This is a genomic window from Pseudomonas sp. BMS12 (genome assembly GCF_001592875.1).
In the GTDB taxonomy this organism is placed as follows: domain Bacteria; phylum Pseudomonadota; class Gammaproteobacteria; order Pseudomonadales; family Pseudomonadaceae; genus Aquipseudomonas.
Map to the genome: position 1 here is coordinate 338,703 of NZ_LSOF01000005.1, position 13,658 is coordinate 352,360.

General features: G+C 65.0%; 12 protein-coding genes and 1 tRNA gene. 11 read left to right on the forward strand and 2 right to left on the reverse strand.

Annotation, left to right across the window (positions count from 1 at the left end; genetic code table 11):
• The first annotated feature begins 18 nt into the window (after window positions 1-18).
• From AYB31_RS04980 to AYB31_RS05015, 8 genes are read left to right on the forward strand one after another with little or no spacing between them, the layout of a single operon-like run.
• On the forward strand, window positions 19-2,010 hold the full coding sequence (locus AYB31_RS04980) for a GumC family protein (protein ID WP_068826376.1): 1,992 nt from the start codon (window positions 19-21) through the stop codon (window positions 2,008-2,010).
• Window positions 2,010-3,182 (forward strand): glycosyltransferase, encoded by a 1,173-nt coding sequence (locus tag AYB31_RS04985; RefSeq protein WP_068826378.1) that lies wholly within the window; start codon window positions 2,010-2,012, stop codon window positions 3,180-3,182. Before AYB31_RS04980 ends, AYB31_RS04985 begins: the two co-directional genes overlap by 1 nt.
• Before the next feature lies 1 nt (window position 3,183).
• On the forward strand, window positions 3,184-4,506 hold the full coding sequence (locus AYB31_RS04990; RefSeq protein WP_068826381.1) for a cellulase family glycosylhydrolase: 1,323 nt from the start codon (window positions 3,184-3,186) through the stop codon (window positions 4,504-4,506).
• Between the two features lie 8 nt (window positions 4,507-4,514).
• Window positions 4,515-5,726 carry a glycosyltransferase family 4 protein gene (locus AYB31_RS04995; protein WP_068826383.1) on the forward strand — a complete coding sequence of 404 codons (1,212 nt, stop codon included), beginning with the start codon at window positions 4,515-4,517 and terminating at the stop codon, window positions 5,724-5,726.
• Window positions 5,717-6,820: a glycosyltransferase family 4 protein gene (locus AYB31_RS05000; RefSeq protein WP_068826385.1), complete on the forward strand. Its 1,104-nt coding sequence runs from the start codon at window positions 5,717-5,719 to the stop codon at window positions 6,818-6,820. Before AYB31_RS04995 ends, AYB31_RS05000 begins: the two co-directional genes overlap by 10 nt.
• The gene (locus AYB31_RS05005; protein ID WP_068826387.1) at window positions 6,817-8,205 is read left to right on the forward strand and encodes an O-antigen ligase family protein; all 1,389 of its coding nucleotides are present in this window, start codon (window positions 6,817-6,819) and stop codon (window positions 8,203-8,205) included. The genes AYB31_RS05000 and AYB31_RS05005 overlap by 4 nt, the downstream gene beginning before the upstream one ends.
• Entirely contained in the window at window positions 8,202-9,011 is an 810-nt protein-coding gene (locus AYB31_RS05010) for an acyltransferase (RefSeq protein WP_068826389.1), read from the forward strand. Before AYB31_RS05005 ends, AYB31_RS05010 begins: the two co-directional genes overlap by 4 nt.
• Before the next feature lie 3 nt (window positions 9,012-9,014).
• Window positions 9,015-10,418 (forward strand): lipid II flippase MurJ, encoded by a 1,404-nt coding sequence (locus tag AYB31_RS05015; protein WP_068826391.1) that lies wholly within the window; start codon window positions 9,015-9,017, stop codon window positions 10,416-10,418.
• On the opposite strand, the gene AYB31_RS05020 is transcribed toward AYB31_RS05015, so the two are convergent.
• The gene (locus AYB31_RS05020) at window positions 10,415-11,611 is read right to left on the reverse strand and encodes a molybdopterin molybdotransferase MoeA (RefSeq protein WP_068826393.1); all 1,197 of its coding nucleotides are present in this window, start codon (window positions 11,609-11,611) and stop codon (window positions 10,415-10,417) included. The genes AYB31_RS05015 and AYB31_RS05020 overlap by 4 nt on opposite strands.
• A complete protein-coding gene (gene moaB / locus AYB31_RS05025; protein ID WP_068826395.1) occupies window positions 11,608-12,147 on the reverse strand; it encodes a molybdenum cofactor biosynthesis protein B in 540 nt (179 codons plus the stop codon). Before moaB ends, AYB31_RS05020 begins: the two co-directional genes overlap by 4 nt.
• Before the next feature lie 67 nt (window positions 12,148-12,214).
• Here moaB and mobA point away from each other — a divergent pair, with 67 nt between their 5' ends.
• The 3 genes from mobA (at window position 12,215) to AYB31_RS05040 (ending at window position 13,275) form a co-directional block, all read left to right on the forward strand.
• Entirely contained in the window at window positions 12,215-12,814 is a 600-nt protein-coding gene (gene mobA / locus AYB31_RS05030; RefSeq protein WP_068826397.1) for a molybdenum cofactor guanylyltransferase MobA, read from the forward strand.
• 60 nt (window positions 12,815-12,874) lie between these two features.
• The gene (locus AYB31_RS05035; protein WP_068826400.1) at window positions 12,875-13,096 is read left to right on the forward strand and encodes a YgdI/YgdR family lipoprotein; all 222 of its coding nucleotides are present in this window, start codon (window positions 12,875-12,877) and stop codon (window positions 13,094-13,096) included.
• Window positions 13,097-13,198: 102 nt separating this feature from the next.
• Window positions 13,199-13,275: transfer RNA gene (locus AYB31_RS05040), tRNA-Pro, on the forward strand.
• The last annotated feature ends 383 nt before the right edge of the window (window positions 13,276-13,658 follow it).

Here is a 13,658-nt window from a genome sequence, read left to right on the forward strand (position 1 = left end):
TCAATCGAGAAAAATTTAATGATCGATATTCGCTCCTTCCGCGACCTACTGCGGCTTTTCTTCATCTTTCGCCGCGAGTTTCAGTGGGCGGTTATCGCCACCGTGGTGGTGGCCGTACTCGGCGCCTTCCTGCTGCCGACCAAGTACGAGTCCAATGCCCGCCTGCTGGTCAAGCCGGGGCGCGAGAGCACCACCTTGCCGATCGAAGTCGCCAACCGCCAGGCGCTGATCGCGCCCAGCACCCAGCGCGACCCCATAGTCGACGAAGAAAAGATGCTGACCGGCCGCCCCATCGTGCGCATGGTCGCCGAGCGTTACATCGAGCAGATGGCCGGTTATCAGCCGCAGGGCTTCTGGAAAACCATCAAGTTCTACGTCGGCAAGGTGTTCAACTGGGGTATCGAACTGCTGCGCAGCATCCTGCAAATGCTCGGTATCGTCGAAGCGCAAAGTGATGTGGAACGCCTGGCCAAGAAGCTGGAGAAAAACTTCACGGTCGGTCACGAACCCGGCTCGGCGGTGATGGAGGTCAGTTTCACCTGGAACGACCCGGCCATCGCCCAGAAGGTAGTGGAGACCTGGGTCGACGCCTTCCTCGAGGAGCGTACCCGCACCCTCGGGCGCAAGAGTCTGTATGCCTTCTACGAAAACGAAATGCAGAAGGTCGACAGCCAGATCGGCCTGCTCAAGACGGAGCTGCAAGGCCGCCTGCAAGGCATCCAGTCGGTCAGCGTCAAGGAGCGCCTGGAGAATCTCACCAACCAGATCAACCGCCTTGCCGATGCCCGCGCCGAGAAACTCAACGACCAGGCCGGCATCCGCAGCTTCCTCACCAACGCGCGCCTGCAACTTAAGCGTCAGCCGCAGGAAGTGATCACCGCCCGCGAAGTCAGCCTCAACCCCTCGCAACTCGATCTCAAGCGCCGTCTCAACGCGCTGGAGCAGGAGCGCGCCAACCTGCTGCGCACCTTCCTGCCCGATGCGCCGCCGGTCCGGGAAGCCGAGGAAAACATCGCCCAGATGAAGGCGATGATCGCCCGCGAGGCCGAGCGCCTGGAGCGCTCGAAGAACTTCGCGCCGAACTCCATCGTGGTCAGCCTTCGCCAGCAGATCGTCGATGCCGAGTTGCGCGACCGCCAGCTCGCCGGCGAACTCAAGGACTATGACCTGCAGCTGGAACAACTGCGCAGCGAACGCTCGCGGGTGATGAGCGAGGAGCCGGACATCAACCGCCTGCTCCTGCAACTGAGCAGCGCCGAGAAGAGCTACGCCCTGTATGCCGAAAACCTGGAGAAGGCCCGCATCGACCGCGAGCTGGACAAGAGCCAGATCAGCAACATCGCCCTGGTCGAACAGGCCACCTACAACCCCAGCCGGGTTTTTCCCAAGAGCCTGATGATCCTGCTGCTGGCGATTCCTGCCGGCCTCGCCGTCGGACTGCTGACCCTGTACATCTGCTACCTGCTCGACCAGCGCATCCATGACGGAGCGCGCATCGAGGAAACCTTCAAGGTACCGCTGTGGACCACCCTCTCCGATCTCGGCGCACAGCCGTGGCGCATTGGCAGTCCCTTCACCGCCAGCCTGTATCGGCTGTACAGCCTGTTACCCACAGACGATATCGAGAGCAAGGGGCTGACCCTGGCGCTCACCTCGGCCCGTGTCGGCGAAGGTGTCAGCTTCGTGACCGAGCACCTGCAGGCCATGCTGCAGGATCGCGGCCACAGCGTACGCCTGGAGGGCGATACCCCGGCCCAGCCAGGTGAAGTGCTGCTGCTCGACGCCGCCGGCCTGATGAACAACCAGCAGGCCTTCATCGCACTGCGTCGCGCAGACCTGATCGCCCTGGTAATCGAGGCCAAGACCAGCACCGTACCCGTGGTCGAGAACGCCCTGTCGGTGCTCCACACCGCCTTCGGCAAAGTCGACGGCATCATCCTCAACCGTCGCCGCTTCGAAGTTCCTGCGCGAGTGCTGGACCTGATCAGGCGTGTGCGGGGCGAAGGCTGATGCGCATAGCCCTGCTGGCGCCACTACCGCCAGAGCAAACCGGCATTGCCGATTACGCCGAGCATTTTCGCCGGGCACTCGTCGAGCGAGGCGTGGAAGTGCTGACGCCGCTGCAGGGCTGCACGCCTGAGCGGCTCGGCGAACGCCTGTCCAGCTTCGACTGGAGCCAGGTGCAGCTGGCGCATGCCGAACTGGGTGGAGGCCGTCTCAACGAATTTCACTCCCTCGACTACCTGCGTCGATATCAACCAGGGCTGGCGTTGACCGCCACCGTGCACGACCCCGAGCGCCTGGTCTGGCGCCGCGCCCAGTTGCCCTGGCCGCTGTCGCTGGCCGAGCGCCTGCCGCGTCCGCTGCCCCAGGCTGCAGCTCTGCTGGCTGATCCATTGACCCTGTATGAAGAGCGGCGCCTGGCCCGTCACCTGCGCCGTGCCGTGACGCTTACCGAGCTGGGTGGGCGCTGTCTGACCAAACGCATGGGGCTGCGCGCCGAACAGAGCGCAACCATCGCCCATGGCAATCTGCCGCTTGCAGCTGCCGAGCTGCCACCTCTGGAACCACTGCGCCTGCTCTACTTCGGCTTCATCTACCGCGGTAAAGGCATCGAGGACCTGCTCAACGCCCTCGCCCAGGTTTTCGCCCGCCTACCTTCACTGCGCGGCCGCCTGCGGCTGGCGCTGGCCGGAGGCACCGCCCCGGAAATGGCGTTCGGTCCCGCCGGCAACTACCTCGACGAACTACGGGCACTGGCCAAACGTCTGGAGCTGAGCGACAGCCTGGACTGGCATCTCGATCTGCCCAGCGACGCCATTGCCAGCACCATCCAGGCCCACCATGTGATGGTGCTGCCCTATCGCGAATCGAAGAAACTCGGCCTGCTCGGTGAGATGCGCGGCACCAGCGGCGCTCTATCCTGGGCCAATGCCTGTGGCCGAGGGGTGATAACCTCCAATGCACGGGCCTTTGCCGAGGAGGTTGCCAGCGGTAATGGCGCAACCTATCCACAGGGCGATGTCGCGGCACTGGCCCAGGCCATCGAGGCGCTTGCCCTGCGTCCGGCAGAGGCCGTGCGCTGGGCGGCGCGCGCTGGCGAAATAGGCCGGGAGCGCAACTGGGCGGCCACCGCCGAGCGCTTCCATTCCCTGTTTAGCGCCGCCTGTGGAGAAGCCTGACATGCGCAAATTACTGATTGCAGTACCACTTGCGGGTCTGCTGGCCCTGTCCCTGGCGGTCTACCCCAGCCTGCGCGCCGAAGCCAACGGCGTGCAGCTCAAAGCCCCCCGCGCGGTGGAGTGGAGCGAGTTTCTCGGCGTCAATGCCCACTTCCTGTGGTTCCCTCCCGAGCAGTACCGCAAGCAGATGCAGCAGTGGAAGGCCCTCGGTCTCGACTGGACGCGCGTCGACCTGCACTGGGACCGCCACGAGCCCGAGCAGGGCCAGTACCGCTTGGGCGAGCTGGACGGCGTGATCCAGCAGATGCAGCAGGAACAACTCAAGTCGGTGTTCTATCTGGTCGGCTCGGCCCCCCATGCCACCAGCGCCCCCAGCGGCTCGCCGACACCGGACCAGTACCCGCCCAAGGACCCACAGCTGTTTGCCGATGCCATCGCCATGTTCGCCAAGCACTATCCCTCGGTGAATGCCTGGCAGGTATGGAACGAGCCCAACCTGCCGTCCTTCTGGCGCCCCCATGAAGACCCGATCGGCTATGGCCGCCTGCTGCAGGCCAGCGTCCCCGCGCTGCGCCAGGCCGCACCGGGCAAGCCGGTGGTGATGGCGGGCATGGCCTACTACAGCCAGATGCCGGTCAAGGGCGGCCTGATGCTGGAGGAACTGGGCAAGCTCGGCGTACAGCAACTGGGCACCGTCGTCGCCTACCACCCCTACTCCCAGGAGCCGGAAAGCGATGAGCCCGGCGCCAATGACTTCATCCTCCGCGCCCAGCAGCTCAACGCCACCCTGCGCAGCGCACAGGTACCAGCCATCTGGGCCACCGAGTGGGGCTGGTCGAGCTATGCCGGGCCCAAGGAACTGCAGGAAATCATTGGTGCCGACGGTCAGGCCGACTACCTGCTGCGGCGCCTGGCATTGATGAGCGCACTGGATTACGACCGTATCTTCCTGTTCGCCCTGGCTGACCTGGATAGCCGCGCCAGCGCCCGCGACCAGCACTACGGCCTGCTCGACCTGCAGGGCAAGCCCAAACCCGCCTATCGGGCCCTCAAGCGTTTCCTGAAAGTCAGCGGACCGCGTCTGGAGCCGAGCGACCCACCGGCCCTGGCCGCCACCATCGATGACCTCTACAGCATCGCCTGGAAGCGCAGTGATGGGCGCAACCTGTGGCTGTTCTGGAGCGCCAGCGGCGACGAAGTGCAGCTGACCAATGTCACACGGGCCGTATTGCACGACCCGCTGACCGGCGACAAACAAACGCTGGAAGATGCCAACGGTCTGCGCTTCAAGGCCAAACCCAGCCTGCAGATGCTGGTCTGGTGAAGACTGCGATGCGAATACTGTGGATCCTTCCCTACCTACCCTGGCCCACGTCCAGCGGCGGCAAGACGCGCCAGTACCACCTGCTGCGCACCCTGGCCGCACGCGGGCACCGCATCACCCTGTTGGTGCAGGCCAAACAGGCCCTCGATGAAGAGGCCCGCCAGGCGCTGGAGCCGCTGCTGGAGCAGTTGATCGTGCTGCCACGGCGCGGCCTGCGCCATCCACTGACGCTCGCCACCGCGTTGTTCGGCCCCTGGCCACTGCTGACCTGCGTGAACGGCCTGGCACCAGCACTGGAGCGCCGCTTCGCCGAACTGCTGAAGCAATCCTGGGATGTCGTTCAGGTCGAGCACAGCTACAGCTTCCAGCCCTACGCCAAGGCCCTGAAGGCGGCCGAGCAGGCTTTCATCCTGACCGAGCACAACCTGGAATCCAGCCTGGGCGGTGCCACCTATAGCCGCTTCCCGCGCTGGCTGGCCCCCTTCGTACGCTTCGACCAGTGGCGGGCCCGCCGCTGGGAGCGCCAGGTATTCGACGCCGCAACCAGGGTAGTCGCCGTCACCGAGGCGGATGCCAAGGCCATGCGCAGCCTCACCCACACCGCCGTGGAGGTCGTGGTCAACGGCGTCGACTGCCGTGGCTTCGCCGAGGTGCAACGCTCACCGCAAAGCCAGCGCATTCTCTTCGTCGGCAACTACGAATATCCGCCCAACGTTGACGCCGTGAGCTGGGCACTGGACGAAATCATGCCGCGACTTTGGCAGCAATGCCCGACGGCGCGTTTCATCGTCGCCGGCTATGCCATGCCGAGTGACTGGGCCCAGTGCTGGCCGGACCCGCGTATCGAATGGCGCGGTTTCGTCGACGACCTGCGCACCCTGCAGGCCGAAAGCAGCCTGTTCCTCGCCCCGCTACGCCAGGGCGGCGGCTCCAAGCTCAAGGTACTGGAAGCCCTGGCCGCCGGCCTGCCGCTGGTGAGCACGGCCCAGGGCGTCTCCGGGCTGGCGCTGCGCGACGGCCACGACTACCGCCACGGCGATGAGGCGAGCGCACTGAGCGCAGCGCTGGCCGAGCTGCTTAACGACGCATCCCAGGCCGACAGCCTCGCCACCGCCGGGCGCCGCTACGTCAATCAGCAGCATGATTGGCAAGCTGCCGCCAGCCAGTTGGAAGCGGTCTACCAGCAACTGATCGACAAGGAGTGCCGCGCATGCGCGTAGGCCTGGATTATCGCCCGGCCACGGTAGCGCCGCAGTCCGGTATCGGCCGTCAGGTACGCGCGCTGGAGAGTGCTCTGCTGGCACGTGCAGACACCGAACTGGTGCGCTTCAGCGAAGCGCCACTGGATCACCCGCAGCGTCAGAGCGCCTGCTGCCCCGCCTGGGAGAGCCCGCTGGCCGGCCTGCAACGGCCGCAGGTAAGGCTGCGCTTCGAGGCGCGCTTTCTTCCCGAGGCCCTGCGCGAGCAGAAGGTCGATCTGTATATCGCCACGGCCAACATGGGCCTGCCGCTGGGACGTAAACCCGCCGGCCAACGCCAGGTCTTACTGCTGCACGACCTGTTCCAGCTGACCGAACGCAATCACCACCGCTCGCGCCTCAAGGCCCTGGCCTATCGGCTGATCGACACCCTGTCCATCGCCTGGTCGGTCTGGCGCGCCGACCGCGTCTGGTGCCCATCGCAATTCTCCGCCCGCGAAACCCAGCGCCTGTTCCCCTTCGCCAAAGGCAAGGTGCGCGTGCTGCCCAACCTGGTGCCCGTACTCGACGAAAACGAGCAGCAGCCACCGGCAGGCTTGCCCGCACGCTACTGGCTGGCCGTCGGTACTCGCGAGCCGCGCAAGAACATGTCGCGCTTCGTCGAGGCCTGGCGCCAGGCCCGCGCACAGTCGCCGCTGGTGCCGGAGCTGGCCCTGGTCGGCCATCCGCACGACCTGCCCGAAAACCTGCGCGCACTGCCCGGCCTGCACTGGCTGAGCGGCCTGGATGATGCCGCCTTGCAGGCGCTCTACCGTCATGCCGAATGCCTGTGGCAGCCGTCTTACGCCGAAGGCTTTGGCCTGCCCGTGGTCGAGGCTCTGGGCCTGGGCACTCCGGTGGCCCTGGCCCAGGGCTCGGCGCTGGATGAAGTGGCCCCAAGCGAGTCGCCGCGCTTTGCCGCTCACTCCTCTGCGGCGCTGCTCGCCTGCCTGCTAAAGCTGGCTGCCAACCCACCAGGCCGCGACCGCCCAGAGCTGCGTCAATGGGCAGCGCGTTTCGCCATGCCGGCATACGCCGCGCGCCTGGATGAACTGCTTGAGGAGCTGTACGCGTGAATATCGGGCTGCCCATCGCCGTGCTGCTCGGCACCCTGTTTGGCGGGCTGCTCTGGGTGCTGCCGGTCAGCAAGCTGATCATCCTCATGGCCGGTGTGGTCCTGGCCCTGACCCTCATGCGCAAGCCCTTGTGGGGTTTGCTGCTGTTCGCCGTGCTGGCCACCAGCATTCCCTACACCACCGTACAGGTCGGCATCCGCACGACAGTCAGTGAGGCCGTACTGGCACTGACCTGGGTCGCAGTGTTCTGGCAGGCCTTTCTCGGTCGGACTCGCGGGCTGCTGCACTGGCACCCGCTGGAACGCAGTCTGGCCATGCTGATGGCCTACAGCGCCCTGCCCTTCGTGGTCGGCATGCTGATCATCCACGCCGAAGGCAACGGCCCGGTGAACTGGGTGCGCTGGCTGATGAACCTGTCGCTGCTGTTCCTGGTGCCACTGCTGCTGCGTACCGACCGGGATCGCGACCAACTGGTCGTGGCGCTGCTGCTCGGCAACCTGGCGATGCTCTGCCTGTCGATCTTCATCTTCCTCAAGGATCGCGACGCCAACACCATGATCCCGATCCTGACCGACCTCAAATACGCGCACCCCGAGGCGGTTCGGGACATCTTCTCGGCCAACTACCAGCGCATGGCCTCACCCTGGGTACATCCCAACCTGACTGGCGGCATCCTCGCTCTGATGGTGCCGCTGGCCCTGCTGTATGGCTGGACCCGAGAAGGCTGGAGGCGCCTACTCGGCCTGAGCGTGGCGATCCTCGGCTGCGCCGGTCTGCTGTTCAGCATTTCCCGCGGCGCCATCGTTGCCCTGGTGCTGGTGCTGTTCTGGCTGAGCTACAAGCGGGTGCCCTATAGCGGGCGCATCATCGGTCTGGGCGCGGCCTTCGGCGCCGCCTTGGTGATGTTCTATCCACCGCTTCAGGAGCGCCTGCTCAGCATGTTCTCCGCCAGCAATGCCAGTACCGAGATCCGCTTCGAGGAATACGCCATGTTCCCCGAAGCCATGGCCCGCTACCCCCTGGGGATCGGCTTCAAGATCGACCCGCCCGTGCCCGGCAGCGGCCTGCTGGGCATTTCCAACCTGTGGCTGAACTTCATCTACAAGATCGGCTTGCCCGGCATGGCCCTGTTCGTCCTGGTTACCCTGCGCTGGTGGCGCGAGGTTCGCCCGCTCGCCAGCGTGACCAGCATTACCCGGGAAAACGCCCTGTGGCTGGGCAGCATGGCCGGCGTGATGGCGGCACTGCTCACGGGCATCTTCGACCACTACTACAGCTTCACTTTCGTCATCATCGCCCTGTTCTGGCTACTCGCCGGCCTGGCCCTGCAACAGGCCAGGCTGTATCCGCAGCACACCACCGGCCGCAAGGAATCCGCCCGATGAAACACCGCGTCATGCTCCGCTCGCACCTGCGCAACCAGCTCGCCGAATACGCCGAAAAGCTCGGCACCAGCACCGAGGAACTCGGCCAGGCGTTGGAGTGGATGCTGGCCAACGACGTGGCGTTCGAGGAAGGCGAGCGCTACGCCATCGCCTCCATCGATGCCGAACAGCGCATTGACCAGCCTTTGGCCAAACGCTTCTACGCCCTGCTCAAGACCGAGATCCCGGCGGTATTCGTACCGATCTACGGCAAGAACTGGGCGACCCTCAAGGACCGCTGGCTGCGGGCCTGGGAACAGGTCTACAACATCGTCATCAACAAGATTCCCAGCCACAACCTGCGCATCTGGTGGCTGCGCGCCGGCGGTGCAAAGATCGGCAAGGGCTCGTCGATCTGGCGCAACACCGAGGTACTTGGAGTGGAGAATCTGGTGATCGGCGAGGACAGCGTCATCGCCTGGCATTGCCAGGTAGACGCCCGTGCCGGCCTGGTCATCGGCGACCATGTGGCCATCGCCTCCCACGTGCTGATCATCGCCGGCAGCCACGACCTGACCGCCCCCGAGTTCTGGTCCATCTCGGGCCCCATCTATATCGACGACTACGCCTGGATCGCCAGCCGCGCCCTGATCAGCTTCGGCTCGCATATCGGCCGCGGCGCCGTGGTCACCGCCAATACCACCGTGGCCAAGGAAATCGCGCCCTACAAGATCGTTGGTGGCAGCGGCGCCAAGCCCATGGGCGAGCGCCCCCACGACCTCAACTACAAGGTCGGCGGCAAGGGCCTGTTCACCTTGCTGCACTGAGCCATGTTCAACAGCACCCTGTGGCTGACCCTGGCCACCCTGGCCGGCCTCGGCCTCGGCTTCGCCCGGGAGTGGCTACTGGTCGCCGCCTGGGGCGCCGGTTCGCGCAGCGACGCCTTTCTCGTGGCGCTGTTCCTGCCGGAAGCGCTGCGCATGACCCTGGCTGCCGGGTTGCTGGGGGCGGCGGCATTGCCGCTCTATCTACAGCGGGACGAACTGGCCAGGAGCCGCTGGCTGAATGGCCTGAGCCCGTGGTTGTTGCTGATCGCAATACTGCTCGCAGGCCTGCTGGCACTGGGGGCACCGCTGTGGTGCCGCTTGATCGGCCCCGGCCTGGCGAGCGAGGCACAGCACGAGGCCAGCGCCAGCCTGCAGCTGCTCGCCCTGTGTGCTCCCGGCTTTCTGCTGCACGCCTGGCTGAGCATTCCCCTGCAGGCCCGTGAACGCTTTGTCCTGGCGGGACTCGGCTCGCTGCTGTTCAACCTGCCACCGGTGTTGCTGCTGGCCCTGCAAGGCGCCGCCAGTAGCAACACGCAACTGGCCCTGGCCTGTATTGCCGGCAGCGTGCTGATGCCTCTGGCGTTGGTGCTGGCCGCCGGCCGGCTGGGCTGGCGACCCTGGCACTGGCGTGGCGAATCCGGTGCCGGGCGCGAGCTCCTTGGCCGTATCGGACCGCTCCTGGCCAGCAATGCCGCCAGTCAGGGACTGGCGCTGCTGGAGCGACTGATTGCCAGCCTGCTTGGTGAGGGCGCGGTGACCTGGGTCAACCTGGCGCGCAAACTGGTCAATCTGCCATTGATAGCCCTGATGGCGCTCAATCAGGTGCTGCTCGGCATGATGAGCGGCAAGACGGGGGGTGAACGCCTGCCCTTGTTGCGCCGCGGCCTGGCTGCGGCCACCTTGCTGAGCCTGCCGGCGGCCGTTGGTCTGGTCGGTGCCAGCCCGACGCTGGTAGCCCTGCTGTTACCGCAACAAGCACAGAACAGCCCGTTGCCAGCCCTATTGGCCTGGTTTGCCATTCCACTGGTCTTCGGCGCCTGGAACGCCATGCTGGCGCGCTACGCCTACGCCGCGGGAGATACCCGCCTGCCGCTGCGCTGCGAGCTGCTCGGCAGTGCTGCCAACGCCCTGCTGCTCGGTCTCCTGCCCTTCGCCCTGGGGCTTCCCGGCATCGCTCTGGCGGCCCTGGCTGGCGTACTCGTCACCAACGTGCTGCTGCTCAAGCGCCAGGAGCTGCTGCACAGCCTGGCCTGGCCGGCACAATGGCTGGCCAGCCTGCTCATGCTCGTTCTCGCCGCGGTCCTGCTGCACCCGCTGAGCAATCCCTGGCTGCAGCTACCGCTGAGCACACTCTACGCGGCAAGCTGTCTGGCCGGTCTTGCCCTATGGTTGAAGCCCTGGCGCTAGCCGAGCAATTCGCTCATGGGAATGAAGCGGAGGTGATCGCCCTCCGCCAAAGTGGCATTTTCTCTCACCTCCACCAGCCCATCGGCCCAGGCCGCACTGCGCAGCACCCCCGAGCTCTGGTTCGGGTAGAGCACCGCCCGCCCCTGCTCCAACCGCGCCCGCAGGTATTCCCGCCGACTGCCCGGCTTGCTCCAGGCAAATCCTGCGGGAACCGGGATGGCCAGCGGCTCAACCTCAGCAACGCCGAGACGCCGCAGCAGATAGGGGCGCGCCAATAGACCGAAAGTCACCAGCGTCGACGCCGGATTGCCCGGCAGGCCGAGCACCGGCACGCCACGGTAGTGACCGCAGGTCAGAGGCTTGCCCGGCTTGATCGCCAGCTTCCACAGGGTCAGCTCGCCGTCTTCACGCAGCACCTGGCCGAGAAAGTCGGCCTCGCCAACCGACACACCACCGGTGGAGAGGATCAGGTCGACATCGTCCAAAGCCCCCAGGGCCAGGCGGGTAAGCTGCAGGTCGTCGGCCAGAATGCCCGCATCCAGCACCTCGCACCCGAGGCGCTGCAGCCAGGCACAGAGCAAACGGCGATTGCTGTTGTAGATCTGCCCAGGCTCCAGGGCCTGCCCCGGCTCGACCAGCTCGTCGCCCGTGGAAAGCACCGCCACCCGCGGTTTCCGCCGTACCGGCAACAGTGCGCAGCCCAGCGACGCCGCCAAGCCCAGCTGCACCGGCCCGAGACGCGAACCGGCGCTCAGCACCGCTTCGCCACGACGAGCCTCCTGCCCCTGGGTGCGCACATTCTGCCCGGCTCGCAGAGGCTCGCGGAAAGCTATGCGGCCGTCAGGCAGCACTTCGCAGTTCTCCTGCATTTCCACGGTATCCGCTCCAGATGGCAGCGGCGCGCCGGTAAAGATTCGTGCGCAGGTGCCAGGCTGCAATTGCTGTGGCGCCTGTCCGGCCTGGACACGCTGGCTCACGGGTAATGCCTCGCCCTTGTAGTCGGCCAGATTCAGTGCATAGCCATCCATCGCGCTGTTCGGCCATGGCGGCAGGTCCAGACCGGCAACCAGCTCGGTGGCCAGGACCCGGCCATCGGCAGCCGCCAGCGGTAACATTTCCAATTCGCGAATCGGCGCCTGATCGGCAAGCGCCAGCAGGCGCTCCAGCGCCTCTTCGACCGGCAACAAGCTCATCCGCGACTCTCGCAAACAGCGACTTGCTTCAGATGGGTCACGAAGTTGCAGGGGCGATGGCGATTGTCCAACTGCTCACCGAGGATGCCATCCCAGGCCGTACGGCAGGCGTTGGTGGAGCCCGGCAGACAGCAGACCAGCGTGCCATTGGCCAGACCGGCGAGGGCGCGAGACTGGATGGTGGAGGTGCCGATATCTGCAACCGATATCTGGCGGAACAATTCACCAAAACCATCTACATGCTTGTCCAGCAGGCAACTCACAGCCTCCGGCGTGCTGTCGCGGCCGGTAAAACCCGTACCACCGGTAATCAGCACGACCTGTACCTCGTCTTCGGCAATCCACTGCGCCACCTGGGCGCGGATGCGGTACAGGTCATCCTTCAGCAGCACGCGTGCAGCCAGGCAGTGGCCTGCAGCGCTCAGGCGGTCAACGAACAGCTGACCGGAAGTGTCGGTATCCAGGGTGCGGGTATCGCTAACGGTAAGAACGGCGATGTTCAGCGGCACGAAAGCCGCCTCGGCCTTGTGGCTCATGACGTGGTCCGGTTGTGGTGAAAACTGGCCGGTGTTATATCACAGGCCCCCGACTCAGAGCGCCGCCATGACCAGCCCTGCCCCCCTCTGCTCGATCCTGCTTCTGGCCGGCGGCCGCGGACAACGCATGGGCGGCCAGGACAAGGGCCTGCTGGAGTGGCAAGGACGGCCGCTGATCGCACATCTGCACGCACTAGTGCGCCCGCTCACCGATGATCTGATCATTTCCTGCAATCGCAACCATGATCGCTATGCCCCTTATGCCGACCATCTGGTAATCGACGCCGAAACGGGGTTTCAAGGGCCGCTGGCAGGCATCCTCGCAGGCCTGGCCCAGGTGCGTCACGAGCACATGCTGGTATTGCCCTGCGACGCACCGCTGCTCGATACAACGCTACTGCAGGACTTGTACAGCGCAGCGCTAGCTCAACCGCAGCGTCCAGTGATGGTCCGCCAGGGCGAGCAATGGGAGCCGCTGTTCTGCGTCATCCCCACGCTCCTGCACGAACCGCTGCTTGCAACCTGGAACGCTGGCGAGCGCAGTCCCAGACGCGCGCTGTTGCAACTAGATGCGCAGGCTTATCCCTGCACGACGCACGACCCACGCCTGGCCAACCTGAACACTCCCGAACTGCTCGCCAGCACGATGAAGCCGCAATTCGATTGAACTCATACCGCGCAAGCCCGTCAGAAACCCGGTAGTTCCCAAGAAATCAAGGAGATACCCATGACCCGACGGAACCTCTACATCAGCTTCGCCTTTCTCGGCCTGGCCAGCCTGACCGGCTGCGCCACACCCAGCGTGATCACCCTCAACGATGGCAGCCAGGTGCAGACGGTAGACACACCGGAATTTGACGAAGACTCGGGTTTCTACGAATTCGAACAGCTGGACGGCAAACCTGCCCGCATCAACAAGGATCAGGTAATCACCGTCAAAGAACTCTGAGCCACAGCGCCCCATCCGCCTCACAAGGACGTGATGCGGTAAAAAACCTTCAGCTAACCCCTTGTGCGGCAAAACTTTTTCGGTAAAATGCGCGCCATCCATCGGAGCGTAGCGCAGCTTGGTAGCGCGTCTCGTTCGGGACGAGAAGGTCGCTGGTTCGAATCCAGTCGCTCCGACCATATCCCGACCTCAGCCTGCATGAGGCTGTGTCAAACTTAAGAAAACCGGCCTTGGCCGGTTTTTTTGTTTCCGATCATCTAAAAACCCTCTCTCACTTACTGCATATACACGCGGGAGAACACCTCATGATCGGACGAAGCTTAACGCCCCATTGAGCCACAACACCGCCACAAAAGACGTGGTGGCATGCCAGACTATGTCGCCCTCCAGCTCACCAGCGCCCTCGGTAACAATAGTCTCGAGTTGCAGCACCAGGAAGGCGTTGTAGTCACCACTCGCCTCCAGCCCCGCCAGAATCTCTTGGAGCCACCTGACTCCCAACTGCTGAGCCCCTACCCCCCCCACTCCGCCACCTCAAACGCCCAGTGTGGAGAAGCCGCGT

What these genes read in the sequence shown, in the direction of transcription:
- AYB31_RS05020 (WP_068826393.1), bottom strand. Translation starts at nt 11,611, where the DNA reads ATGAGCTTGTTGCCGGTCGAAGAGGCGCTGGAGCGCCTGCTGGCGCTT.
- AYB31_RS04980 (WP_068826376.1), top strand. Translation starts at nt 19, where the DNA reads ATGATCGATATTCGCTCCTTCCGCGACCTACTGCGGCTTTTCTTCATC.
- moaB (WP_068826395.1), bottom strand. Translation starts at nt 12,147, where the DNA reads ATGAGCCACAAGGCCGAGGCGGCTTTCGTGCCGCTGAACATCGCCGTT.
- AYB31_RS04990 (WP_068826381.1), top strand. Translation starts at nt 3,184, where the DNA reads ATGCGCAAATTACTGATTGCAGTACCACTTGCGGGTCTGCTGGCCCTG.
- mobA (WP_068826397.1), top strand. Translation starts at nt 12,215, where the DNA reads ATGACCAGCCCTGCCCCCCTCTGCTCGATCCTGCTTCTGGCCGGCGGC.
- AYB31_RS05000 (WP_068826385.1), top strand. Translation starts at nt 5,717, where the DNA reads ATGCGCGTAGGCCTGGATTATCGCCCGGCCACGGTAGCGCCGCAGTCC.
- AYB31_RS05015 (WP_068826391.1), top strand. Translation starts at nt 9,015, where the DNA reads ATGTTCAACAGCACCCTGTGGCTGACCCTGGCCACCCTGGCCGGCCTC.
- AYB31_RS05035 (WP_068826400.1), top strand. Translation starts at nt 12,875, where the DNA reads ATGACCCGACGGAACCTCTACATCAGCTTCGCCTTTCTCGGCCTGGCC.
- AYB31_RS05010 (WP_068826389.1), top strand. Translation starts at nt 8,202, where the DNA reads ATGAAACACCGCGTCATGCTCCGCTCGCACCTGCGCAACCAGCTCGCC.
- AYB31_RS04995 (WP_068826383.1), top strand. Translation starts at nt 4,515, where the DNA reads ATGCGAATACTGTGGATCCTTCCCTACCTACCCTGGCCCACGTCCAGC.
- AYB31_RS04985 (WP_068826378.1), top strand. Translation starts at nt 2,010, where the DNA reads ATGCGCATAGCCCTGCTGGCGCCACTACCGCCAGAGCAAACCGGCATT.